The sequence below is a fragment of the Streptomyces sp. NPDC097981 genome (assembly GCF_040302565.1).
GTDB lineage: Bacteria > Actinomycetota > Actinomycetes > Streptomycetales > Streptomycetaceae > Streptomyces.
Genome location: NZ_JBEORW010000007.1, coordinates 97,646 through 120,287 on the forward strand (window position 1 = coordinate 97,646; position 22,642 = coordinate 120,287).

Genomic DNA, 22,642 nt, shown 5'->3' on the forward strand with positions numbered 1-22,642 from the left:
CGGCTCCGCCGGTGCCCAGGGTTGCCGTGCGTTCACCGGGCCCGCGCCGGGGCCTGCGGGCGGGTGCCGATCTGGAGCAGGGGCCGGGGTGCCTCGGCGGTTTCCATTTCCACCGCGGTCACCTCGGGTGCGAAGCAGGCGAGGGCGTCCTCGACGCTCTGCGGGACGACACCGTCGGCGGAGCCGCAGCCGCAGCCGCCGCCCGGCTCGGACCGCAGGCGCAGGACGCCGGTGGCCTCGTCGAAGCCGGCAAGCGATACGGGGTCCCGTACGGTGTCCAGGGCCCGGGCGATCCGGGTGTGGACGTCCTCGGGGTGCAGGTCGTGGAGGGCCAGCAGGCCGGTGACGAGCTCGTCGTCCAGCAGCCCGCCGAGGCGCTCCACGCCGAGCCGTTCCACGATCCGGGCGAGCCCGGCCCCGTAGAAGTCCATGAGCACGCGCACCAGTTCCTCGGCCGCGGCGCAGGCGGCGCGGTCGCCGGTGGCGGCGAGCCGGTCGAGGACCTCGTCCACCCGGCGGCCGGCCTCGCGGGCGTCGGTCACCGCGGCGCTCATCCGCCGAGTCCGCTCAGGCCGGTGGGCACATGCATCTGCTTCACCGTCTTGCCTTGGCCGACGTACATGTGGACGCCGCACGGCAGGCAGGGGTCGAAGCTGCGCACGGCGCGCATGATGTCGATGCCCTTGAAGTTCTCCGGGGTGTTCTCCTCGAAGATCGGGGTGTTCTGCACGGCGTCCTCGTACGGTCCGGGGGTGCCGTAGCTGTCGCGGACGCTGGCGTTCCACGGAGTCGGCGGGTACGGGTGGTAGTTGGCGATCTTGCCGTCGCGGATCACCATGTGGTGGGAGAGCACGCCGCGTACGGCCTCGGTGAAGCCGACGCCGAGGGCCTCGTCCGGGACTTCGAACTTCTCCCAGGTCTGGGTGCGTCCCGCGCGGACCTCCGCGAGCCCCTTCTCGGCGCAGTGCAGGGCGATGGCGGCCGCGTACGCCTGGAAGTACGTGCGGGCGCGGTTGCGCTCCAGCGCGTTGCTCCACTGCGGGATCTTCCACTCGAAGCGGGTCTCGGGCTTGGTCATCGTGCGCGGCAGGGTGATGACCACGCTGTGGCCGGTCGCCTGCACGTAGTCGGTGTGCACGAGCCCGGACAGGGCGGTGGACCACAGGCGGGCGAGGGGGCCGCCTCCGGTGTCGAGGGCGAGGTGGTCCTTGCCGTCGAACCAGCGCGGCGACATCACCCAGCTGTACTTGTCGTCGAAGTTCCGTTTCTGCGGCGCGGGGATGGTGTGCTGGTTCCAGGGGTGGCGGGCGTCGACCGGGTTGCCGAGCGGGTCGTGCGTGACGAACTTCTCCTGGCCCTGCCAGTCGTCGTAGTACGAGCTGCCCAGCAGGATGCGGATGCCGAGGTTGATCTCGGTGAGGTCGTTGGTGACCAGCTTGCCGTCCACGATCACACCGGGGGTGACGAACATCTTCCGTCCCCAGTCGGTCATGTTGGCGTACGTGAAGTCGCAGTACTCGGGGTCGTTGAGCGCGCCCCAGCAGCCCAGCAGGACGCGCCGGCGGCCGACCTCCTCGTACCCGGGCAGGGCCTCGTAGAAGAAGTCGAACAGGTCGTCGTGGAGCGGGACGACCCGCTTCATGAACTCCACGTACCGCATGAGGCGGCTCATGTAGTCCGTGAAGAGCTGGACGGAGGCGACGGTGCCGACTCCGCCGGGATAGAGGGTGGAGGGGTGCACGTGGCGCCCCTCCATCAGGCAGAACATCTCGCGCGTGTAGCGGCTGACCTGGAGGGCCTCGCGGTAGAACTCGCCCTCGATGGGGTTGAGCGAGCGCATGATGTCGGCGATGGTGCGGTAGCCGTGCTCGCCGGCATGGGGGGCCTCGGTGCGCTCGGCGAGTTCGAGGACGCCGGGGTTGGTCTCGCGGACCATCTTCTCGCAGTAGTCGACCCCGACCAGGTTCTCCTGGAAGATGTTGTGGTCGAACATGTACTCCGCCGACTCGCCCAGGTTGATGATCCACTCGGCGAGGTGGGGCGGTTTCACTCCGTACGCCATGTTCTGCGTGTAGACGGAGCAGGTGGCGTGGTTGTCGCCGCAGATGCCGCAGATGCGGCTGGTGATGAAGTGCGCGTCGCGGGGGTCCTTGCCGCGCATGAAGACGCTGTAGCCGCGGAAGACGGACGAGGTGCTGTAGCACTCCGCGACCTTCTTCTGCTTGAAGTCGATCTTCGTGTGGATGCCCAGACTGCCCACGATCCGGGTGATCGGATCCCAGGCCATCTCCACCAGGCCGCTGCCGTCACCGGCCGCCTTCGTCTTCGGTGTCATCTTGTCTGCCGTGACCCTTCTGGGAGACCGGGGCTTGAGGTTCTTGGAGGCGGAGCGGTGGGACGGGAGCGGGAGGGATACGGGGCTGCGGGCCCGGTCACCAGGGCTTGCGGTAGCCGGTGGTCAGCTGCCGCCCCGCGTGGCGCCACTTGGGCTCCTGGTCCACGGTGTGCTCCGTGATCGCCCTGAGCTTGCGGACCACCGCGCCGTAGACCCCGCTGGCCGTGACGGACACCTTCGCGCCCGGAGGCTCGTCCATGAACGGCATGAACTTGTCGGGGAAGCCCGGCATGGTGCAGGCGATGCAGATGCCGCCGACGTTGGGGCAGCCGCCGATGCCGTTCATCCAGCCGCGCTTGGGGACGTTGCACTTGACGACCGGGCCCCAGCAGCCGAGTTTGACCAGGCACTTGGGCGAGTCGTAGGTGTCGGCGAACTCGCCCTGCTCGTAGTAGCCGGCCCGGTCGCAGCCCTCGTGCACCGTGTTGCCGAACAGCCAGGTGGGGCGCAGCTTGTCGTCCAGCGGGATCATCGGGGCGGAGCCGGCGGCCTGGTACAGCAGGTAGGTGAGGGTCTCCGAGAAGTTGTCCGGCTGGATCGGGCAGCCCGGGACGCACACGATCGGGATGCCGGCGTGCGACTTCCAGTCCCATCCCAGGTAGTCGGGGACGCCCATGGCGCCGGTGGGGTTGCCCTCCATCGCGTGGATGCCGCCGTACGTGGCACACGTGCCGATCGCCACCACGGCGAGGGCCTTGGGCGCGAGGCGGTCGATCCACTCGCTGGTGGTGATGGGCTGACCGGTCTCCGGGTCGTCGCCGAAGCCGCACCAGTAGCCCTCGGGCTTGATCCTCTCGTTGGGGACCGAGCCTTCGACGACGAGCACGAAGGGATCGATCTCCCCTCGCTCCCCCTTGAAGAACCATTCGATGAACGTGTCGGCGCCGCCGACCGGTCCGCACTCGAAGTCGATCAGCGGCCAGTGCACGGCGATCTTGGGCAGGCCGGGGAGGGCGCCCGTGACGATCTCCTCGATGCTGGGCTGCATCGCTGCCGTCAGGGCCACCGAGTCGCCGTCGCAGCTCAGTCCGGCGTTGATCCAGAGGATGTGGATCGGGGGGTCCTCTACTGCCGTGCTCGGCGTTGCTGCATCCATGAGGATCGCTCCTTGGGGAGGGATGCGGGGGGGTGGGTGGGGCTGGGGAGGGGGGACGGGCAGGCGCCGCGCGCCGGCCTCACCCTTCTTGCTAGCAGCCGGCCGGGCCCGGTGCTCTGTCTTGTTCGGCCGGTCCAGTGACTCCGGACCGTCGGGAGGGCAGGGTCGCGGTGCGCCGTCCGGGGACGGTCCGCGCCAGGTGCACCGGGGTGCGGTCCGGGGGGTCCTTGCGTACGAAGGCGCGTCGCAGGGCGTGGTACGGGGCCTGCGGGTCGCGGAAGGTCTCGCGCATCCGTGCCAGCTCCGCCTCCCGGTGGGCGGCGAGCGGCCTGAGGCTCTCGTCGACCTCGCGGCGGGCCTTCTTGCCGGCGATGCGGGACCGGACGGCGGACGAGTCCGCCACCCGGACGGCGAGCCGGGCGGTCTCGTCCGCGAAGCCCTGCGGGCCGCAGTCGATCGTGCGGTCGACCAGCCCGAGCCGCCGGGCGGCTTCGGCGCTGATCGGCAGGGCGTCGGCGGTGAGACGCTCCGCGACGCCGGTACCGGTGCGGCGGGGCAGCGTGTACGTCCAGTACTCGGATCCGTACAGCCCCATCAGCCGGTAGTGCGGATTGAGGACCACGCCGCTGCGGCACCAGACCTCGTCGGCGGCGAGGGCGAGCATGACCCCGCCGGCGGCCGCGTTGCCGCCGAGGGCGGCCACGACGAACCGGTCGGTGGTGGTCAGCACGGCCTCCACCAGGTCGTCCATCGCGTCAATGTTGGCGCAGGACTCCTCGGCCGGGTCGGCGGCCGCCTCGATGACGCCCAGGTGGATGCCGTTCGAGAAGAAGTCGCGGCCGCCGCCGAGGACGAGGACGGAGACGGGGCGGGCGCAGGCCTCCCGGTAGGCGGCGAGCAGGCGCCGGCACTGGGTGGTGCTCATCGCGCCGCCGGGGAAGGAGAACGTGAGGAAGCCGGCTCCGCCCTGTTCCCGGTAGGTGATGTCGGACCAGGTGCGCGGGCCCGCGTCGGCGTACGGTGGCGCGGGGATCTCGGGAAGCGGCGGCAGCCGGTCGCCGAGGGCCAGGGTGGCGGGGAGTTTGACGGGGGCCGGCTCACCGGGCGTGCGCCGGGCCCTCAGCTCGGGGATCCACACGGCGCCGTCGGCGGTCGCCCGGCAGATCGCACCCGCCCGGGTGGCGATCAGTTCTCCGGGCCGGCCGCGCAGCCGGTCCTCGGGGTGCCCGCCGTGCAGGTACCACCGGCCGCCCGGCAGTTCGTCCAGTACGCCGGGCTGCGAGTCGGCGGCGCGCAGCGCGCGCACGACGCTCTCCGTGGAGTCGTTGTCCCAGTCGATCCGGCGCTGTTCCTGGCGCAGGTACGGCCGGGCGCGGCCGGATCGCTGGCGCTGCGGGACGTAGGTGCCCGAGGCGACGCGGTCGACGGCGGTCAGCACGGCGGCCAGGGCCGCGTCGGCGATCTCGCCGCGGTACGCGTCGCTCTTGCCGACGGGTGGCAGCGTGCAGTCCGCCGTGGCCCAGACGTCGCCCGCGTCCATCTCCTCACCCGCCTGCAGGACGGTGACGCCCCAGCGGGTCGCGCCCTCGGTGATGGCCCAGTCGAGCGAGGAGGGTCCGCGGTCTCCGACGGGCCCCGGGTGGACGATCAGGCAGGTGTGGGCGGACCAGACCTCCCGGGGGATGGCCGTCTTGAGCATCGGCGCGAGCACGAGGTCCGGCCGGTGCCCGTCGACGGCTTCGGCGAGGGAGACCCCTGGCAGGGCGAGCTCGACCGCCACACTGTGCCCGCGGTCCCTCAGTTCGGCGTGTACACGCTGAGTGAGACTGTTGAACGCACTGGCGGCGAGCAGGATGTGCACGTGATCTCCAAGCGTCCGGCCCTCGGCGAGCTGCGGCCGGAACAGGTACGGCCGCTGGAGATCGTCGGCCACCGGCGTGCGCGGGCCGGGGCGACCTACGGGGGGTGTCACTCGGAAGGGGCGTCCGGGGCCGCCACCTGGTGGACGGAAGGCGCACGCCGGACGCCCCGGCGCCGGAGCGGGCGGACCGGCGGCGCGGCCTGCCGATCACCGGCGGCGGCCGTGGGCACTCCCCCTCCGGGGGGGGCCGAAGCGGTGCCCACCCGGCCCCGTACTATCTACTCATGAGTAACTTAAGTGGAAAGCGCGATACGGCAGGCATCCGGACGGCCGACGGCAGCGATGGGCAGTCCCGCCGCGCCGCCCTGAAGGCGGCGGTGGCCGGCGCCGGAGCGGTCGCGATGGTGGGAGCCGGAGCGGCGACGGCCGAGGCGGCCCCCCGCCCCTCCGGCCCGGTCACCTTCGTCCTGGTCCACGGATCGGGCAGCAACTCGTACGGCTGGTCGCCCGTACTGGCCGAGCTGGGGCTTCGCGGGCAGCGTGCCATCGCGGTCGACCTGCCCGGGCACGGCACCGGCGCGTACTTCCCGCTCTCTTACCAGGCCCCGCAGGACCTGGAGCGGCTGCGCACGGAGCCCTCCCCCATCGGCAAGGTGACATTGTCCGACTGCGCCGAGCACGTGGCCGGCGTCGTGCGGCGGGCGCACCGCAACGGCCCGGTGGTCCTGGCCGGGCAGAGCCTGGGCGGCGCCACCCTCAACGCGGTGGCCGACCTGGTGCCCGAGCTGATCTCGCACCTGGTGTACGTCTCGGCCTTCTGCCCCGCGAAGCGGGCCTCGGTGGCAGAGCTGATGACCACCCCGGAGGCGGCCTCCAGCGGCGTGTTCAAGATGACCCCGGTCCCCACGCCGCCGGAGCTGGGCGTCAGCCGGGTCAACTGGCGGACCAACGACCCGGTGTTCTTCCGGGCCGCCAAGGAGGCACTGGGCGCCGACTACACCGACGCCGAGGTCCGGGTGCTGCTCAACACCCTGGAGCCCGACGAGTCGGCCGCGATCGGGGCCGCCGATTCCCGGGGCCTGCCCGACCGTTGGGGCCGGATCCCGCGCACGTTCGTGCGGTTCACCGAGGACCGGACGATCCCGCCGGCGCTCCAGGACCTGATGATCAGGGAGGCCGACGAGCTGACCCCGCACAACCGCTTCCGCGTGCGGTCGGTGGCCGCCCCGCACATCGGCCCCCGCGACCCGGCGCTGCTGGCGGAGGAACTGGAGCGGGTCTCGCGGCTCTGCCACTGAGCCGGCGGCGGGTCGGCTGCCGGGCGGTCCGGATCAGCCGACCGGCGCGAGCCGCAGGTACTGCGGACTGCGGGCCAGGTGCGCGGAGAGGTCCGGGAGGGGCGGCGCCTCCCCGGCCGTGAACCAGAGCAGGACGTCCTCGCCGGTGCGTACGGGCAGGGCGGGGAAGGTGTTCCGGGCGTGCTCCGTACGGTGGACCGCCGCCGGCGCGAAGCCGGCGGCGGTCAGCTGCGGGCGCAGCCTCCGCTCGAAGTGACCGGCGAAGGCCGGGGCCAGCGGGTGGCAGACGGTCGCCGTGACCGGACCGGTGCCGGCCGGGGCCGTGAACCCGGGGCCGCGCAGCAGCAGGACGTCGTCGGAGTCCGCCATGGTCGCGTTGGCCCGGTCGCGGTGTTCCTGCCAGACGGGGCCGCCGTAAAAAGCGCGCAGCGAGCGCTCCCGCTGTTCCATGTCCGGGAAGGCGCGCAGCCAGACGAAGCGGTCCGGGTCGTCCAGGTCCCGGAACCGCCCGCCGACGGTGATGCCCGCCGCTTCCTGCCCGGTGACGAACTCGCGCTCGAAGAGGGTGATCAGGGTGTCCCGGGCGCCCGGGTGCAGGGTGTACTGCCGAAGTTCGACGATCATTCCCGCAGGCTAGGACCGGTCCACTGACATCTCCCGTCAGTGGACCGGTCCTCGGTCCCGTCAGCAGCCCGGTGCGCCGGTGCCGCCGCGCTGCGGGAGGCTCAGGTTGGGGGCGGAGCTCGGCCAGGCCAGGGTGACCGTGTTCGTCGTCCCGTCCGGTCCCAGCTGGACGATGGGGGCGGGCTTGCCGACCGGGTTGCCGTCCGGGCCGAACGAGAGCCAGCCGCTCGCCCCGGGGAGCATCTGGGCGCAGTAGAACTGGTGCAGGATGCCGGTCTCCAGACCCGGGTTCTTCAGCCCCGCCTCGTCGTGCCGGGCCGCGCTGATCGCGGCGACGGCGGCGTCGTGCGTGAGCATCGCCTGCCCGCTGGCGAGGTCCGCGGGGTCGAAGGACAGGAGCGCCGCGCCGGCCCGGTTGGTGGCCAGGGGCTGCTTCGTGCACGGGTCGGGCCGCCCGGTGAAAGCCGACCAGAACTGGTCGTAGTTGCGTTTGGCGTCCGATCCGGGGCACTCGGTCCCCCATTCGTCCGGGCTGGCCAGTGCCGTGTACGCCACCGTGACCCGGCCGGAGGCGACCCCCTTGAGGACCGCTTCGTCGCGGATGGCCTCGGAGGCGTCGTCCCCGACCAGGATGCGCAGCTGCGCGATGCCGCAGGGCGTGCCCTGAACCCAGTTCTGCACGAAGGCCCCGAGGTCGCGGCCCCGTCCGGCGAAGTACACGACGGACGGCGCCGCCTGGCAGAGGTTGGCGTGCATCAGGTTGAACTGCTGGATCAGGTAGTCCTGGCGGCCTGCGCCGCGCGGGAGGTCGCGGGGCGAGGTGTACGGGAGCACCGTCACGGTGCGGTCCGGCGCCTGGAAACGCGTCTTGGCCTCCGCCGCCAGCGTGGCCGTGTAGTCGTCGTCGGCGACGCTGTCGGCCACCACGGCGAGCGAGGTCACGGCCGGGCGCAGCCCCGTCACGTACTGGTTGGCCGCGATGACGGAGTCGGTGTTGGTGGGCGAGACCCGGAACATGTCGGGGATCGGCCGCTTGCCCGCCGGGTCCGAGGGGTCGACGTTCATCGAATTGCCGGTGACCGTCGATCCGATGACGGGGATGTGCAGCTGCGAGGAGATGGCCGCGGCGGCCTGCCGGGTCTGCTCGGTGCTCTGGCCCAGTCCGACGACCGCCGAGATGTGCTCGGACTCCGCGTTCTTCTTGATGCTCGCGACCGTCTCCTGCCAGGACGCGTACTGGCTGCCCATGTTGGCCAGGTACAGCTTGACGCCGGGGGTACTGCCGTATGCGGCCGTGTTGTCGGCACGCCAGACGGCCGTTATGGCGCCCTCGATGTTGTGGTAGATGGACTCGTAGGTCAGCGTGTCCACGTCTTCGACGGGTGAGAGGTTCAGCATCAGCACCACGCTGGTGGAGTTCCCCTTCACCGCCTGGTTGGCGGTGCGGATCGTGTCTTCCAGCTTGCGCATGCGCTCCGGTTCGCCCTTGGTGAAGGGCGTGGTGGCGAGGTTCACGCCCACGCACGCCCGCGGGGTGCCGACGGCGGTCATGCCGGGACCGCACGACAGGGCGGGCGGGAACAGCACGCCGTAGGCCCATCTGCCGCCGAGCACGGCACCGGCCAGGAGGAGGAGGGCGGCGGTCAGCGAGAGCACCGGATGGCGGCGCAGCCGGCCGAGCCGGGGGTTGCGTACACCTGCGGGCATGAGGACTCCTTGCGGTGCGCCCGGCCACGCGGTGCGTGGCGCGGAGGGGGTCAGGCGAAGAGCGCGCCCGCCTGCTGGAGGGCGCTGACGTCGAGCAGGCGGGAGTTGTGCGAGAGCCGTTCGAAGCCCTCTTCGATCTGGGCGTCCCAGCGTCGGCTGCGCTCGGTGAGCGGATCGTTGTACAGCCACAGCAGGGCCAGCAGCTTGGCCGTGGCGACCGCCACGACGTCCCGGCCGGTCTGCTCGAATCCGGCGAGGAGGATCGTGTACGCCTGCTGGGCGGACAGCTCGTGGGCCAGGCGGCACGGCGCCGACGCCAGGTAGTCGAGAAGGCGCACCCACGCGCGGTGGTCCCGGTCGAACCGGTGGGCCAGCGCCTCGGCCACGGGGGCGAACCCGCCCAGGGCCAGGTCGTAGAAGAGCTGCTGTTCCTCACGGGCGACGCCGCCCGAGCCGTTGTGCGAGGCCGCGAGGGAGGCCAGGGCCTGGGACTGGCGGGTGAAGACCTCGCGCCAGGGGTCGGCCGGCCGTTCCCCTTCCGCTGCGGCGGCAACGGCGGCGCCCGTGGGTGGCGCGGCGGAGAGCGCGGTGAGCGCGCAGCGGCTCAGCCAGGGATGCAGCACCGCGGGTCTGTCCGCCTCGCCCCAGCCGACCTCCCGGATCCGCGAGGGGCGGTGGAAGAAGGTGCTGACCCACAGGTTGCGGCGTAACAGCTCCAGGCTGCGGGGCAGGTCCGCTATCTCCGGTGGTACCCGGGGGTCGTCTGCGGTGCGCATGTCCGCCAGGTAGGCGGCCGCCAGTACGGCGGGCGGCGGGTCGGCCCGTCCCGGCGCGGGCGCGGCGAGCCCTTCGGGAAGGCTGGTCTCCAGGGCTCTCGCCCACAGCGGTCTGCCGTTCGCGTCGACCGCGGTGGCCAGGGGTCTCTCCGGTACGGCGGTCTCCGCGTCCGGCTGAGTGCTCTCCCGCTGGTCCTGCACGGTGACGGCGGCGCCCCAGTGGCCGCCGGTGAGCGCGTGGACGACCGACGCCGCGACGGGTGCGGCGAGGGACGCGGAGTCGTCGGTGACGTACGAGACCCGCTCCTCGGACATCGGATCGAGCCACACCGGATACCAGTACTGCGCCGCCGAGGCGGGGTCCGGTCCGGGGCCCGCCTCGTCCTGCCGGGTCCAGCGCGTACGGGTGGCCTGGGTGAGGAGGGGGACGCGGCGCTGCTGGGTGTCCGGCAGCGGGGTGGTGCGCCAGGGCTCGCACCAGCGGGTGGTCCATTCCGGCTGCCACTGGTCGCACGCGGCCAGGACGACGAGCGGGTCGGCGGCGGCTCCCGGGTCCCGCCCGGTCTGCCCGTTGCGGATGCGCGCCGCGATCAGGGCGGAGAGGAACCGCCGTCCGGCCGGGGTCTGGGCACCGTCCACGAGGAGGACCCACGCGTGGTCGTGCCGGGCGGCCCGGCCCGCGTACTCCTCCGGCAGCTCGCAGGAGCACGCGGAGCGCAGCGCGCGGTGCCGTTCCGCCTGGTCCTTGGCGTCCGCGAGGAAGGCGGCCAGCAACGGCCCGACCGCGGCCGACCGCGACGCGGAACTCAGCCTGATCAGCGCGTCCAGGGAGCCGGCGGCCTCCGCCTCCGGGATGCCGACGTGCCAGCGCAGGGCGTCGCGCAGGCCCCAGCGCGCGGTGCTCTGCAGCAGCGTTCCGATCACCGGCCGGGCCTGGTCCCGTACGGCGGTGACCACTTCTCGGGCCTGCCCCTGCACCAGCGGGCTGAGCGCGCCGGTGGCCACGACGTCCATCGTGGTGTCCACGGCCAGCTGCAGCCGGTTGGCGAACCTGCCGTGGCGCGTGTTGCGCGTGTACTCCTGGATCAGCCCTCTGATCTGGTCCGTGGCGCGGGACCGGTCCGGCTCCAGGTTCTCGTTGAGGGCCAGCAGCCCGAGGGCGAACCGGTGGAAGACGGGACTGTGGCGCAGTGTGTCCCAGCCGCGCATCATCTGGAAGGCCACCAGGGCCGCGGCGGACACCGGGTCCAGCGGCCTCTCGTGGAAGTCGAGGTGTGCATGGACCACCGTGGAGCCGCACCCCTGGGACAGGGAGCGGAGCAGGGTGGTCTTGCCCGACTGCCGGGGCCCGAGCAGCGCCACGACGGGCTGCCGCTGGTCCGGATGGCGCCAGATCATGTGCCGAAGAAAAGCGTCGGTCCCCTCCGCATGGCCGAGCTCCGCCGTTGCGCTCACCATTCCCCCGCCCCCCAGCCGAATCGCGACGTACGCGCCGACGACACGGAAGGTAACACCGGGAGGACGCGGAGCGACGGCGAATGCACCGGATCCCTTTCCCGGAATTCCGGGACGGCGCGGAACGCGGCGGGCACCGGCACCGGGCCGTGTCGTCGTGGACACCCTCCGCCCCCGCCGCCCGTCTCCGGCCGATCTTCACCCGATATTCTGCATCCGCGCCGCGAGCAGCCAGATCGCGTGGAAGCAGACGCAACACCAATGTGCCGGGCCGCATCGCGCGCGGCAGGAGACGGAGCCCTGATGGACGTGCAGCACTTCGAGCGGATCACCGCATTCATCGAGGCGCGGCTCACCCCGCTGTTCGACGAGGCCACCGGCAGCGAGCGCGGTTTCGCGATGGACGACACCTCCCGGGCACTGCGTGCCCTGCGCAACGCGGTGCTGGAGGCCTCGGCCGTGAAGGGGCTCATCGAGAAGCGGGCGACGGCCGAGCCCGCGCTGCGCCGGGTCATCGACCAGTCGGTGGAGCACCACTGGGACGTGCTGCGCGGTATCGCCCGCCAGTGGGAGGACCACGGCGACTTCGTGCGGGAGTTCAAGCGCCACGCCTGGGAGCTGGACGAGGTCCCGGCCGCTCCCGCCGCCGCGGGGAGCTGAGCCCCGCGCCGGAGCCGCCCGCGGGCCGGGGCCGCTCCGGCGCGGGTCCGCCGCCCCGGAGTGACAATGGGGTGTGTGAAACCGCTGCCGAGCCGGCAGGAGACGTCGATGAACGGCTCGGTCCTCATCGGACGTGTCGTCGGGGTGCCGCTGCGCATGCACTGGAGCGTGCCGGTGCTGGTGGTGCTCTTCGCGTACGGGCTCGGCCGCCAGACCCTCCCCGTGTGGACTCCGGGGCGCTCGAACGCCGTGTACACCCTCGCCAGTGCCGTGGGGGCACTGCTGCTCATCGGCAGCCTGCTCCTGCACGAGACGGCGCACGCCGCGACGGCCCGCAGGAAGAAGATCTCCGTCGAGGACGTCACCCTGTGGGCGCTGGGCGGGATGACCAGGATGGGCCGGCCGCAGACCGCGGCGGCGGCCTTCGCCGTGGCGGTGAGCGGCCCGCTCACCAGCCTGGTGATCGGCGGCGCCGCACTCGGCGCGGGGCTCGGGCTCCATGCGCTGCTCGGCTGGGCGGTGCCCGCCGCCGTCCTGGTCTGGCTCGGCTGGACGAACCTGTTCCTCGCCGTGTTCAACCTGCTGCCGGCCGCTCCGCTCGACGGCGGGCGGGTGCTCCAGGCGCTTCTGTGGTGGCGTACGGGCGACCGGGAGCGGGCCGAGCGCGCGGCCTCGCGCAGCGGGCAGGTCATGGGCGTCCTGCTGATGGCCGCGGGGTGGATCTCCTTCCTGCGCGGGTCGTCCGGCGGACTGTGGCTGGTCATGATCGGGCTGTTCATCGCGTTCGTCGCGGGCGCGGAGCGCCAGCAGGCCGTGCTGCGCGCGGCGCTGCACGGCGTGCGCGTGGCCGATGCCATGTCCAGCCCGGTGGCCACGGGTGCCGACTGGCTGAGCGTGCGGCGGTTCATCGACGAGGTCGCCGTGCGGTCCCGGCATTCCGCGCTGCCGCTGCTCGACTTCGAGGGCCGCCCCAGCGGGGTGGTGCACGTACGCGGGCTGGCCCCGATCCCGGAGGCTCGGCGCGAGGAACTGCGGGTGCGCGATGTGGCGACCCCGCTGGAGCGGTGCGCGGTCGCCGCCCCGGACGACCTGCTGGGCGAGGCCCTGGAGGGGCTGCGGCCGGGAACCGGGCTGCCGGTCCTGGTGCTAGACGCGGGCCTGCTGGTGGGGATCGTCACCGCGAAGGACATCACCCGGCTCATGCAGCGGCGTGCACTGGGCGGGGGCCGCGAGCCCGGATGAGCGGGTCTGCGCCCGGGCGGCTCCGAGGGCGCCTTCGGGCCCGGGGCGGGACAATGGGGGTGCGATGACGTACATAGCAGTGAGCGCCCTGAGCCATGCCGGGCTGGTGCGCGACCACAACGAGGACAGCCTCGTCGTCGGGCCGTGGACGCTGTGCGCCGGGGTGACCCGCAATCCGCAGACCTTCGTGTTCCCGATCGGTGCGCCGCTCGTCGTCGCGGTCGCCGACGGGATCGGCGGACAGCCCGCCGGCGAGGTGGCCAGTGCGCTGGTCGTACGCCAACTCGCGATGCTCGGTCCGTCCTTGGACAGCGAGGGAGCCGTCCGCGAGGCGCTCGCCCTGTGCAACCACGCGGTGTACGCGGCCGCGGACAGCGATCCGGAGCTGGCCACCATGGGCACCACCGTGGCGGGTGCCGTCGTACTGGAGGATTCGCTGATCTCCTTCAACGTCGGCGACAGCAGGGTGCTCGACGCCACGGCCGAGGAGGTCCGCCAGGTGAGCGTGGACGACAACCCGCCGCTGGAGCCGGGGCAGCGCACCACGTCCCTGCTGACCCAGGCGCTCGGCGGTGCCCGCCGGCGCAGCGGGATCACCCCGCACGTCTCGACGGAGCCGCTGCCCGCCGGCGCCCGTTACCTGGTGTGCTCGGACGGGCTGACCGACCCGGTACCGCCCGAGGAGCTCGACGAGCTGCTGCGGGTGCACGACGACGGGAAGGCCGCGTTCGAGCTGTGGCGGGCCGCCATCGGCGCCGGGGGCCCGGACAACATCACGCTGGCCTTGGTCAGGATCGGCACATAGCAGGCCGCCGCGGCCCCCGGGGGCGTCTGCGACCGCCCCCGGAGCGGGTGGAGCGCCTGCGCTATCGCCGCCCGCGGGGCTTGCCGCCCTTGGCGTTCCTGGCGGCCTTGCCACCCTTGGCGACGCCCTTGCCGCCCTTGGACCCGCCGCCGGAGCCGGCGCGCGGGTTCTTGCCGCCGGGCTTCCCGGCCGCCTCGGGGCGCTTGCGCTGCTTCGGCTGCGCGGGGGTCTGGGCGCGGCCGCGGGTGCTGTTGACGGTGCGGCCGCGCACGATCCCGATGAACTCCTCGACCAGGTCGGTGGGTTCGCCGTCGGGGAACGACAGTGCGACCCGGGACTCCGGGGCGTCCGTCACCGTCCGGTACGTGAGGTCCTTGCGGTGGTGGAGCCGGGCGAGGGACTGCGGAACGACGAGGACGCCGATGCCGGCCGCCACCAGCTCGATCGCGTCCGCCGTCGTGGCGGGGCGTTCGAACGCGGGCCGGCCGGGCAGGGTCTCCCAGTCCAGGGTGTCGTCGAGGGGGTGCAGCACGATCTCGTCGGCCAGGTCCCCGGCGGACACCTCTTCCACGGCCGCCACGACGTGGTCCTTCGGGACCACGACGACCGTGGTCTCGGTGTAGAGGGGGATGGCGGCCAGGCCCGTGCGGTCGATCGGCAGCCGCACGAACCCCGCGTCGGCCCCGCTGCCCCGCAGTACGTCGGGGGCTTCGGCGGCGGACACCTGGAGGAGGGTCAGCGGGATGCCGGGCAGGCGCTCGTTCCAGATCCGCACCCACTTGCTGGGCGTCACTCCGGGGACGTACGCGAGCCGGAACGAGGGAGATGCTTCCGAGCCTGTCACCCGGCCAGGTTACCGGCCGTGGTCAGAAGTAGCGCACATGCTCGATACCCTTGACCCCATGACGTCGCACAAGACCACCCAGACCATGAAGCCCGCCACCGCGGCGAAGAAGCTGGGTGTGTACCTCGAAGCCACCCCCGCTGAGTTCCAGGAGGGTGTCGTGACCCGCAGCGAGCTGAACGCGCTGCAGGCCGAGCCGCCCCAGTGGCTGCAGGAACTGCGACGGAGCGGCCCGCACCCCCGGCCGGTGGTCGCGGCCAAGCTCGGCGTCTCGATCGCCGGCCTCGCGCGCGGCGGGGTCACCGAGGCCCTCACCACGGAGCAGATCGACGCTCTGAAGCAGGAGAACCCGGAGTGGCTCCAGAAGGAGCGCGCCACCCAGGCCGAGGTCCGCAAGGAAGCGGTCCGGATCAAGGAGAAGCACGCGGAGCGCGCCGAGCGCCTGCAGCAGTCGGGCTCCTGAACCACGTGCGCCGGGGGGCACCGGGCTGCCTCGAAGTGCCCCATCGCGCACCTTTCGGGTAAAGGTCACCGGAATGCGGACGGCGTGCCTCGGGCAGACCTGCGGGGTGATCTCGCAACTCCTCGCCAAATTCCGGCGCACCAGCACACTCGTCTTCTCCGCCGACTTCGGCTCGACGTCCCGGTGGGTCGCCGGGCATTCCTGGGCCTATCCCGACGGCGGCCCGGTCAATCCGGGCGACGACAAACTCGATCACCTCGTCGACGACCCCTCCTACAGCCGCAGCGGGACCTTCCGCGCGACCCGGCGGCCGGACGGCAACTGGAACACCGGACTGCTGACCACCGAGGGCAGCGAGGAGGGTTTCCTGCTGCGTGCGGAGGACGTGCTGGAAGCCCGGGTCAGACTGCCGGAGGCGGTCGGCGCCTGGCCTGCGATCTGGACCTGGCGGGACGGCGGCCAGGAGGTCGACGTCTTCGAGTACCACCCGGACAACCCGGACCTGCTGGAGATGTCCAACCACGTACGGGGCGGGGGCTCGTTCTACTTCCGCGACCCGGCCGTGCGGCCCGGCGCCTGGGTCGACCTCAAGGTCAAGTTCGGTGCGACCTCGGTCGTCTGGTACGTCAACGGCGTCCGTGTGTACGCCGACCTCAGCGGGGTGGGCAGCCGCTGGCAGGCGTACATCATCGTGAACCTGTCCGTGTGCGCGGGCCGCTACCACCCGGCCCCCGGCCCGGACGTCTCCGAGATGTCCTACGAGGTCTCGGATCTGCGCGTGTACCGCGGCTAGGCGTGCTGTCCGGGCAGATCGGTTGCGCGGCCGGCGGGTGCCGGCAGCCCCACGAGACCACCGGACAAAGCACTACAGGCGGCAGGTCCTATCCGTTCGCGATGACGAGGAGCACGCGGGCCGCGGGTGCCGACGGGCCGGCCAGGCGGCAGCGGTGCGGGACCTCCCCTCGGTGGTGGGCGCTCTGGCCCGCCCGCAGGGTCAGCGGCTCCTCGTCCTCGACCTCCAGGACGATCTCGCCCTCCAGGACGTAGAGGAAGTCCTCACCGGGGTGCCGGAACCAGCCGCGCTCGCCCCGGCCCGGCTCGAAGTGGTGCTCGTACGCCTCCATCAGCCCGCTGCGGCCGCCGGGAATCAGCACCCGCGCCACCTGGCCGGCGGCCTCGCTGACCCGGATCACCTGCGGGTCGCTCTCGTGGCTGACCGTGCCCGGGCGGCCGGGGGGCCGCAGGAAGGTGCCCGGGGTCACGTCGAGCGCCTCGGCGATCCGGTAGATCGAGCTGAGGCTGGGCGTGGCGAGGCCGCGTTCCAGCTGGCTGAGGAAGGGCTGGGAGAGGCCGGAGCGGGCGGCGAGCACGGCCATGGAGACGCCGCGCTGCTTGCGGCAGGACCGGATCACGCGGCCGACCTCGACCGCCTCGCGCGTGGGTTCGGGTCGGGACACGCAGGTGAACGTACCCCATCGGGGATCAGGGGCCGGGCGGCCCGGGGAGGTTTCGTACTGCTGCAACACCTCGTTCATAAGCGTCGTCAATTATTGACCTCACTTATCGACGAACGAGGAGTCCTCGCGTGCACGCCACCCCCTCACCACCGGGCCGGACCGCGGGCCGGGTCGCAGGCCGGCTCGGCCCGGCCCTGGGTGCGGCCGGCGCCGTGCTCGCGCTGTGGTCCCTGGCAGCCTGGTCCGGCGCGGCGGCCCCGGGGCTGCTGCCCACGCCCGCGCAGACCGCCGCCGCCCTCGCCGACGACGCGCGCAGCGGCACCCTCGCCACCGACCTCGGTGCGAGCCTGGCCCGGGCCGGGCTGGGCTTCGCGCTCGGCTCCGCCGTCGGCGGCGCGCTGGGCTTCGCCACCGGCTACCTGCCCCGGCTGTCCGCCGCCGTCACGCCGGTGGTGTCGTTCCTGCGGCCCGTTCCGGCGATCGCCCTGGTGCCGCTCGCGACCGCGTGGTTCGGCATCGGCGAGACCGCGAAGCGGCTGCTGATCGCGTACGCCGTCCTGCTGGCCGTGTGGCTGTACGTCCACGACGGAGTGTCCCGCGTTCCGGTGACCCATCTGCGGGCGGCCCGTTCCCTCGGGGCACCGCTGCACCGGCGGTTCACCGAGGTGCTGCTGCCCGCCGCTGCGCCCGCGCTCCTCGCGGCCCTGCGGTACGGGGCCTCGGTGGCACTGCTGGCCCTGGTGGCCGCCGAACTCGGCGGCGCCGACAGCGGGTTGGCCTACCGGCTCCAGGTCGACGGCCAGTTCCTCCGGGTGGACCGGATGTTCGCCGGCCTCCTCGTCCTCGGACTGCTCGGGGTGGGCGTCGACCTCGTCCTGGCGGCGATCGGCCGCCGCTTCGTGCACTGGGGCACGTCATGAGCCGGGGCGTGCGGCTGGAGGAGCTGTCCGTCGCGTACGGGGGCACCCGGCGCCGGGCGGCGGTGCCCGTGCTGGATCCGATTGAACTGGACCTCCCCGCGGGGTCGTTCACGGCGCTGCTCGGCCCCAGCGGATGCGGGAAGTCGACGGTCCTCGGCTCGGTCGCGGGCTTCGTCCGGCCCACGGCCGGGCGGGTGAGCGTCGGCGGCGTGCCCGTGGCCGGACCCGGCCCGGATCGCGGCGTGGTCTTCCAGCAGTACGCGCTGTTCCCGTGGCGCACGGCGCGCGGCAACGTCGAGTTCGCGCTCAAGCGGCTCGGGCTGCCCCGCGCGCAGCGGCGCCGCAGAGCACTTGAAGCGCTGGTCGAGGTGGGGCTCGCGGAGGGCGCCGAGAAGTACCCCGCGCAGCTGTCCGGCGGGATGCAGCAGCGGGTGGCGCTGGCCCGGGCGCTGGCCGCCGAGCCCGAAGTGCTGCTGATGGACGAGCCGTTCGGGGCGCTCGACACCCTGACCCGGACCCGGATGCAAGCACTGCTGCGGGAGCTGTGGCAGCGGACCGGCACCACCGTGCTGTTCGTCACCCACGACATCGACGAGGCACTGGCGCTGGCCGGCCGGGTCGTGGTGCTGGGCGGCGCACCGGGCCGGGTGCTCGCCGACCACACCGTGCCGGACGGCCCGCCCGACCCCGATCTGCGTGCGCTGATCGCGCGCCGGCTCGGTGCCGCGTGAGCGCGTACCGGCCGCAGGCACGGAAGAAGACCCGAGGAAGGACCCGCACCATGCCCGGACACCGCACGGCGGCCGCCGTACTGCTGGCCGCCCTGCTCACCTCGCTCGCCACGGGCTGCTCCGGCGGCCCCGACACCGCGGGCGGGAGCGGCCGCGCGACGGTCACCCTCGTCGGCAGCGACCATCTCGGCGGCGCGCCCCTCTACGTCGCACAGGAGCACGGGCTGTGGGCGGCCGAGGGGATCGACGCGAGCGTGACCACGCTGCCGACCGGCCGTGACGCGCTGAACGCGGTGCTCGGCGGCCAGGCGCAGCTCGGCGTCGTGGGCGATCTGCCGGCCGTCACCGCCGCACTCGGCGGGCGCGACCTGCGGATCGTCGCCGACCTGTCGCGGTTCACCGACTGGCGCCTGCTCACCCGTACCGACCGGGGCATCACCGGTTTCCAGGCGCTGCGGGGCCGGAAGGTGGGCGTACCGCAGGGCACGAACGTCGAGTACGCGCTGTCGCGGATGCTCGGGTCGGTGCGGCTGGCGGCGGCGGACGTGACGGTGGTCAACCTCGCGCCGAACCAGGTCCCCGCGGCGCTGGCGCGCGGGGACATCGACGCCGGCGTCACCTTCCCCGGCTTCTACGACGCCGCGCGCACCGCCCTCGGGGAGCGCTACGCGCAAGTGCCGTTCACCGGGTACACCGCGCGGACCCTGCTCGTCGCGGGCCCGTCGGCGAGCGAGGCGGGCACCGGCGCGGTGCTCCGGGCGCTGCTCCGCGCCCAGCGCGAGCGCGCGGCCGACCCGGCCGGGGCGCGGCGGGCCGTGCTCGCGCAGTCCAAGGGCACCCTCCAGGCCGGCTACGTGGAGGCCTTCGAGCCCCGGTACGCGTACGGCGGGACGCTGTCGGCGGAGCTGCTGGCGCAGCTCCAGGAGGAGGCCGCCTGGGCGAAGGCCGCGCAGGGGCTGCCAGGCCCGGCCGACCGGGCCTCGCTGCTGGGCCGCCTGCACCCCGGTCCGCTGAAGGCCGCCGATCCGGCCGCCGTCACCGTGTCCCGCTGACCGTCAACCGACCGAGAGACAACCACCATGAGCATCGACCAGAACACACTGCGCCGCCGCGGCCTCGGCCTGCGCGCCCACGATCCCGAGCGGAGCTTCGGCGGCTACACGCTGTACACCCCGATCGCCGGGCCCGGCGAGGTCCGCCTCGTCGACATCGAGGGCGAAGCCGTCCACACGTGGACCCCGCCGCACCCGCCCGGCCGCCACGCCCGGCTCCTGCCGAACGGGAACCTCTTCTACCAGGGCAAGGACACCGGCGGCCCGACCCTGTTCCCCATCTGGGACGTCTACCACGGCGGCATCCTCCAGGAGCTCGCCCCGGACGGCACCGTCGTGCGCGAGGTCCGCCACCCCTTCCACCACCACGACGCCTCGGTGCTGGCCAACGGGAACCTGATCCTCCTCGGCGTCGAGCCCCTGGAGCCGGCGCACACGGCCCGGATCCGGGGTGGCATTCCCGGCTCGGAGGCCCCGGGCGGGGTGGTCTACGGCGACGTCGTGTACGAGCTGACCTGGGAGGGCCAGATCGTCTGGCGGTGGGCTGCCATCGAGCACCTCGATCCCGAACAGGTGCCGCTGAACCGGCATTTCGCGCGCGAGCACTGGCCGATGGCGAACACGGTCAACGAACTCGCCGACGGCGGCATCGTCGTGGGGTTCCGCAGTGCATCCACCACCGTGGCCGTGGACCGCGCCGACGGCTCGGTGCGCTGGAGCATCGGTCCCGGCGTACTGGCCCAGCAGCACTACCCGCACGAGCTCGCGAACGGCCATGTCCTGGTCTTCGACAACGGGACCTACCGGGACACGACGTCCGTCCCGTACTCGCGGGTGCTCGAACTCGACCCGCGCACCGGTCGCGAGGTCTGGTCGTACGAGGACAACCCGCCGCAGAACTTCTACAGCCCGTACATGTCCAGCGCCCAGCGCCTGCCCAACGGCAACACCTTCATCGCGGAGGGCTCGTTCGGCAGGCTCTTCGAGGTCACCCCCGGCGGCGACGTGGTGTGGGAGTACGTGGTCCCCGAGTTCGGCGCGTTCGGGCAGGGCGTGGGGCTGGAGTCCTCGCGCGGCGCACAGAACTCCGTCTTCCGCGCCTATCGCTATGCGGCCGGGCAGATCCCCTGGCTCTGACCGGGGCAACGAGACCGCCGCATTCCCGTGATCCGCTTCCCGGTCCCCGAGGCCGAGTCGTCCGAGGACGCTGCCACCGCCCGGGAGACCGCCTCCGGCCACGGACCCGGGTATGCGGCATCCGTACGGCCGAGGGCGCCGTCCCGTTCCCCACGCCCGACGAGGCCCGCGCGTACGTCGAGGGGTGGGGCGACGCGGACCGCGCGCTGGCCGCGGACCGCGTCGACCCGCAGTTCGTCGGCGCCGCGCAGACCGTCGCGGGGCGCCGGCTACCCGTGGCCCACCGCCTGCGCCAGGCGCTCCTCCAGCCGCCGGAAGCTGCGCTCCCCGACGGCCCGCCAGGCCACCCGGGGCGGCAGCGGCAGATGGGCCATGATCAGGATCTGCTCCCCCGGGTCCGCCTCCTTCAGGAGCATCCCGAGGACGGTCAGCAGCCTGTTCCTGGGGACGGCGGCGGCGGCCGCGGCGCCGATCTCGTCCCACTCCGCCTGCGAGACCGCGCCCGGGACGAGCGGCAGTGCCTCGCGCTCCTCCTGGTCGAAGTGCTCGCCGACGGCGCGGGAGAGCTGCTCCAGTACGGCGGCCAGTTCCTCCCCGTGCGCACTCGCCCCGGCCGCCCACGGCCCGAGCAGGGCTTTCGCCCGTCCCGCGTGGACCGAAAGGCCGGCGTGCCGGTCCTGCATCCGCTTCCACAACTCACTCTGGCCGGGGACCCGTTCGGCCAGCTTGGGCCACAGCAGCCGGTCCTCGCTCTCGTGGTGGTGGTGCAGGGTGTCGAGCAGCAGTACCAGCCGGTCCGCGACCAGCCTGACCTGGGCGCGGCTGCCGTGGCGCACCCCGCGCACCCGGCCCGGCGCCTCCCGGAACTCGCGCCGGAACATCCGGTGGACCACCACCATGTCATGTGTGGTGATCGGTTTGCCCTGGTTCTCCATCGACCATGACCCCCGTCCTGGTGGGTGTACCGGGCTCCAGCCTGGCGCTCGGCCCGCCCTCTCCGCCAGGGGCGCACGACGGCGCTCCAGCGCCCCTGGGGAGCCCGGTCTACGCCAGGGTGCGCACCCTCTGGTCGCGGAGCTCGTAGCGGGCGGCGGCGACGACCAGCTTCCCGGCGGCTATGCGGCCGGCGATGTCGGGTTCGGCCGCGAGCCGGCCGCGGGTGCGCCGGGCCTGCGCGTCGATCGTGGCGTCGACGCGGGCGTCGCCGTGCTGGCTGCGGTCGATGCACGGCCGGATCTGATCGGCCAGGTACTGGATGTGCGCGGGCAGCCGCTCACCGGTCTCGTCGGCGTGGACGGCTGCGCCGACCGCCCCGCAGGACTGGTGGCCGAGGACCAGCACCAGCGGGATCTGCAGTTCCAGGACCCCGTACGCGATGCTGCCGAGGACGGCCTCGTCCAGCACCTCGCCCGCCGAGCGCACGGTCAGGAGGTCGCCGAGCCCCTGGTCGAAGACGAGCTCCGGAGGGACGCGCGAGTCGACGCAGCCGAGGACGATCGCGAAGGGGTGCTGGGCCCGGGTGAGTTCGAGCCGCACCGACGGCGACTCGCGCGGGTGCTCCTGCCGGCAGGAGCGCCAGCGCCGGTTGCCGGCGGCCAGCCGGCGCAGGGCCTCCTCCGGGGAGGCGGGGCGGCCGGCGGCCTCCGACTCGGCGGGAGCGGGAGCCGGGGCGGCGGAGGCGGGAAAGGCGGAACCGAGGGTCAGGACGGACCCCACGGCCGCCGAGCCCGCCACGGCGGCGCGGAGCAGGCCGCGACGACTGGGCGAAGGGGCGTTCGCTGTCTGCATGTTCGGATACATCGCGGGACGGTAACCCGGCTCCGGCGCCTGTCGGCCGGGTGCGGGGAGGAATGGCGGGATGTCCGCCGGGAACAGGCCTGAACGAGACACTCGTCTCATTCTGTGGACAGCCCGAGCCCGGCGGGGGATCAGCCGGCCCCGCCCTTGCCGTCCAGGGCCGTCCAGCCGAACTGCTCGTCCAGGACACTGCTCCCGGCGCGCCCGGACCGCTTCGGACGCGGCGAGCACGGCGATCACCCAGGCGGTGACGCCGCCCTCCGTCCCCCACGGCACGGGGCGGTCCCCGGGCGGCGGCGGCCGGCGGTACAGCCGGTGTCCG

The 22,642-nt window shown here is 73.1% G+C and carries 21 protein-coding genes; 10 read left to right on the top strand and 11 right to left on the bottom strand.

Annotation, left to right across the window (positions count from 1 at the left end; translation table 11 throughout):
- Nucleotides 1-32 precede the first annotated feature (32 nt).
- From ABTY04_RS09360 to ABTY04_RS09375, 4 genes are all read right to left on the bottom strand, one after another.
- On the bottom strand, nt 33-554 hold the full coding sequence (locus ABTY04_RS09360; RefSeq protein ID WP_352212740.1) for a NifU-related iron-sulfur-binding protein: 522 nt from the start codon (nt 552-554) through the stop codon (nt 33-35).
- Nucleotides 551-2,335, bottom strand: a complete 1,785-nt coding sequence (locus ABTY04_RS09365) for a nickel-dependent hydrogenase large subunit (RefSeq protein ID WP_352212741.1) — start codon at nt 2,333-2,335, stop codon at nt 551-553. The genes ABTY04_RS09360 and ABTY04_RS09365 overlap by 4 nt, the downstream gene beginning before the upstream one ends.
- 97 nt (nt 2,336-2,432) lie before the next feature.
- Entirely contained in the window at nt 2,433-3,491 is a 1,059-nt protein-coding gene (locus tag ABTY04_RS09370) for an NADH-quinone oxidoreductase subunit B family protein (RefSeq protein WP_352212742.1), read from the bottom strand.
- 91 nt (nt 3,492-3,582) lie between these two features.
- A complete protein-coding gene (locus ABTY04_RS09375) occupies nt 3,583-5,352 on the bottom strand; it encodes an enoyl-CoA hydratase-related protein (RefSeq protein ID WP_352212864.1) in 1,770 nt (589 codons plus the stop codon).
- A 284-nt stretch (nt 5,353-5,636) separates the two neighbouring features.
- Here ABTY04_RS09375 and ABTY04_RS09380 point away from each other — a divergent pair, with 284 nt between their 5' ends.
- A complete protein-coding gene (locus ABTY04_RS09380; protein WP_352212743.1) occupies nt 5,637-6,650 on the top strand; it encodes an alpha/beta fold hydrolase in 1,014 nt (337 codons plus the stop codon).
- Between the two features lie 33 nt (nt 6,651-6,683).
- On the opposite strand, the gene ABTY04_RS09385 is transcribed toward ABTY04_RS09380, so the two are convergent.
- Genes ABTY04_RS09385 through ABTY04_RS09395 form a run of 3 tightly spaced genes read right to left on the bottom strand, consistent with a single transcriptional unit; the run spans nt 6,684 to nt 11,155 of the window.
- On the bottom strand, nt 6,684-7,274 hold the full coding sequence (locus ABTY04_RS09385) for an NIPSNAP family protein (RefSeq protein ID WP_352212744.1): 591 nt from the start codon (nt 7,272-7,274) through the stop codon (nt 6,684-6,686).
- Nucleotides 7,275-7,334: 60 nt separating this feature from the next.
- Nucleotides 7,335-8,981: a type 1 periplasmic-binding domain-containing protein gene (locus ABTY04_RS09390; protein ID WP_352212745.1), complete on the bottom strand. Its 1,647-nt coding sequence runs from the start codon at nt 8,979-8,981 to the stop codon at nt 7,335-7,337.
- Nucleotides 8,982-9,031: 50 nt separating this feature from the next.
- Nucleotides 9,032-11,155 carry a hypothetical protein gene (locus tag ABTY04_RS09395; RefSeq protein ID WP_352212746.1) on the bottom strand — a complete coding sequence of 708 codons (2,124 nt, stop codon included), beginning with the start codon at nt 11,153-11,155 and terminating at the stop codon, nt 9,032-9,034.
- Between the two features lie 360 nt (nt 11,156-11,515).
- On the opposite strand from ABTY04_RS09395, the gene ABTY04_RS09400 reads away from it, so the two are divergent.
- From ABTY04_RS09400 to ABTY04_RS09410, 3 genes are all read left to right on the top strand, one after another.
- Complete coding sequence (locus ABTY04_RS09400) at nt 11,516-11,872, top strand: hypothetical protein (protein ID WP_352212747.1); 357 nt, start codon at nt 11,516-11,518, stop codon at nt 11,870-11,872.
- Between the two features lie 108 nt (nt 11,873-11,980).
- Nucleotides 11,981-13,114, top strand: a complete 1,134-nt coding sequence (locus tag ABTY04_RS09405) for a site-2 protease family protein (RefSeq protein WP_352212865.1) — start codon at nt 11,981-11,983, stop codon at nt 13,112-13,114.
- A gap of 64 nt (nt 13,115-13,178) precedes the next feature.
- On the top strand, nt 13,179-13,919 hold the full coding sequence (locus ABTY04_RS09410) for a PP2C family protein-serine/threonine phosphatase (protein WP_352212748.1): 741 nt from the start codon (nt 13,179-13,181) through the stop codon (nt 13,917-13,919).
- Between the two features lie 61 nt (nt 13,920-13,980).
- Here ABTY04_RS09410 and ABTY04_RS09415 read toward each other — a convergent pair whose 3' ends face one another.
- Complete coding sequence (locus tag ABTY04_RS09415) at nt 13,981-14,763, bottom strand: LysR substrate-binding domain-containing protein (protein ID WP_352212749.1); 783 nt, start codon at nt 14,761-14,763, stop codon at nt 13,981-13,983.
- Nucleotides 14,764-14,821: 58 nt separating this feature from the next.
- Here ABTY04_RS09415 and ABTY04_RS09420 point away from each other — a divergent pair, with 58 nt between their 5' ends.
- Together ABTY04_RS09420 and ABTY04_RS09425 are read left to right on the top strand one after the other, a co-directional pair.
- Nucleotides 14,822-15,226 carry a DUF5997 family protein gene (locus ABTY04_RS09420; protein WP_352212750.1) on the top strand — a complete coding sequence of 135 codons (405 nt, stop codon included), beginning with the start codon at nt 14,822-14,824 and terminating at the stop codon, nt 15,224-15,226.
- 73 nt (nt 15,227-15,299) lie between these two features.
- Entirely contained in the window at nt 15,300-16,019 is a 720-nt protein-coding gene (locus ABTY04_RS09425; RefSeq protein ID WP_352212751.1) for a glycoside hydrolase family 16 protein, read from the top strand.
- 88 nt (nt 16,020-16,107) lie between these two features.
- Here the strand turns inward: ABTY04_RS09425 and ABTY04_RS09430 are convergent, their stop codons facing one another.
- Nucleotides 16,108-16,683, bottom strand: coding sequence for a helix-turn-helix domain-containing protein (locus ABTY04_RS09430; protein WP_352212752.1), 576 nt, complete (start codon nt 16,681-16,683; stop codon nt 16,108-16,110).
- Nucleotides 16,684-16,811: 128 nt separating this feature from the next.
- Between ABTY04_RS09430 and ABTY04_RS09435 the strand changes: the two genes are divergently transcribed.
- From ABTY04_RS09435 to ABTY04_RS09450, 4 genes are read left to right on the top strand one after another with little or no spacing between them, the layout of a single operon-like run.
- Entirely contained in the window at nt 16,812-17,603 is a 792-nt protein-coding gene (locus ABTY04_RS09435; protein WP_352212753.1) for an ABC transporter permease, read from the top strand.
- The gene (locus ABTY04_RS09440; protein ID WP_352212754.1) at nt 17,600-18,334 is read left to right on the top strand and encodes an ABC transporter ATP-binding protein; all 735 of its coding nucleotides are present in this window, start codon (nt 17,600-17,602) and stop codon (nt 18,332-18,334) included. The genes ABTY04_RS09435 and ABTY04_RS09440 overlap by 4 nt, the downstream gene beginning before the upstream one ends.
- Before the next feature lie 50 nt (nt 18,335-18,384).
- Nucleotides 18,385-19,386: an ABC transporter substrate-binding protein gene (locus tag ABTY04_RS09445; protein WP_352212755.1), complete on the top strand. Its 1,002-nt coding sequence runs from the start codon at nt 18,385-18,387 to the stop codon at nt 19,384-19,386.
- Between the two features lie 27 nt (nt 19,387-19,413).
- Nucleotides 19,414-20,523: an aryl-sulfate sulfotransferase gene (locus tag ABTY04_RS09450; protein ID WP_352212756.1), complete on the top strand. Its 1,110-nt coding sequence runs from the start codon at nt 19,414-19,416 to the stop codon at nt 20,521-20,523.
- 269 nt (nt 20,524-20,792) lie between these two features.
- Here ABTY04_RS09450 and ABTY04_RS09455 read toward each other — a convergent pair whose 3' ends face one another.
- A complete protein-coding gene (locus tag ABTY04_RS09455) occupies nt 20,793-21,458 on the bottom strand; it encodes a hemerythrin domain-containing protein (protein ID WP_352212757.1) in 666 nt (221 codons plus the stop codon).
- Nucleotides 21,459-21,567: 109 nt separating this feature from the next.
- Nucleotides 21,568-22,323 carry a carbonic anhydrase gene (locus ABTY04_RS09460; RefSeq protein WP_352212758.1) on the bottom strand — a complete coding sequence of 252 codons (756 nt, stop codon included), beginning with the start codon at nt 22,321-22,323 and terminating at the stop codon, nt 21,568-21,570.
- Nucleotides 22,324-22,642 lie beyond the last annotated feature (319 nt).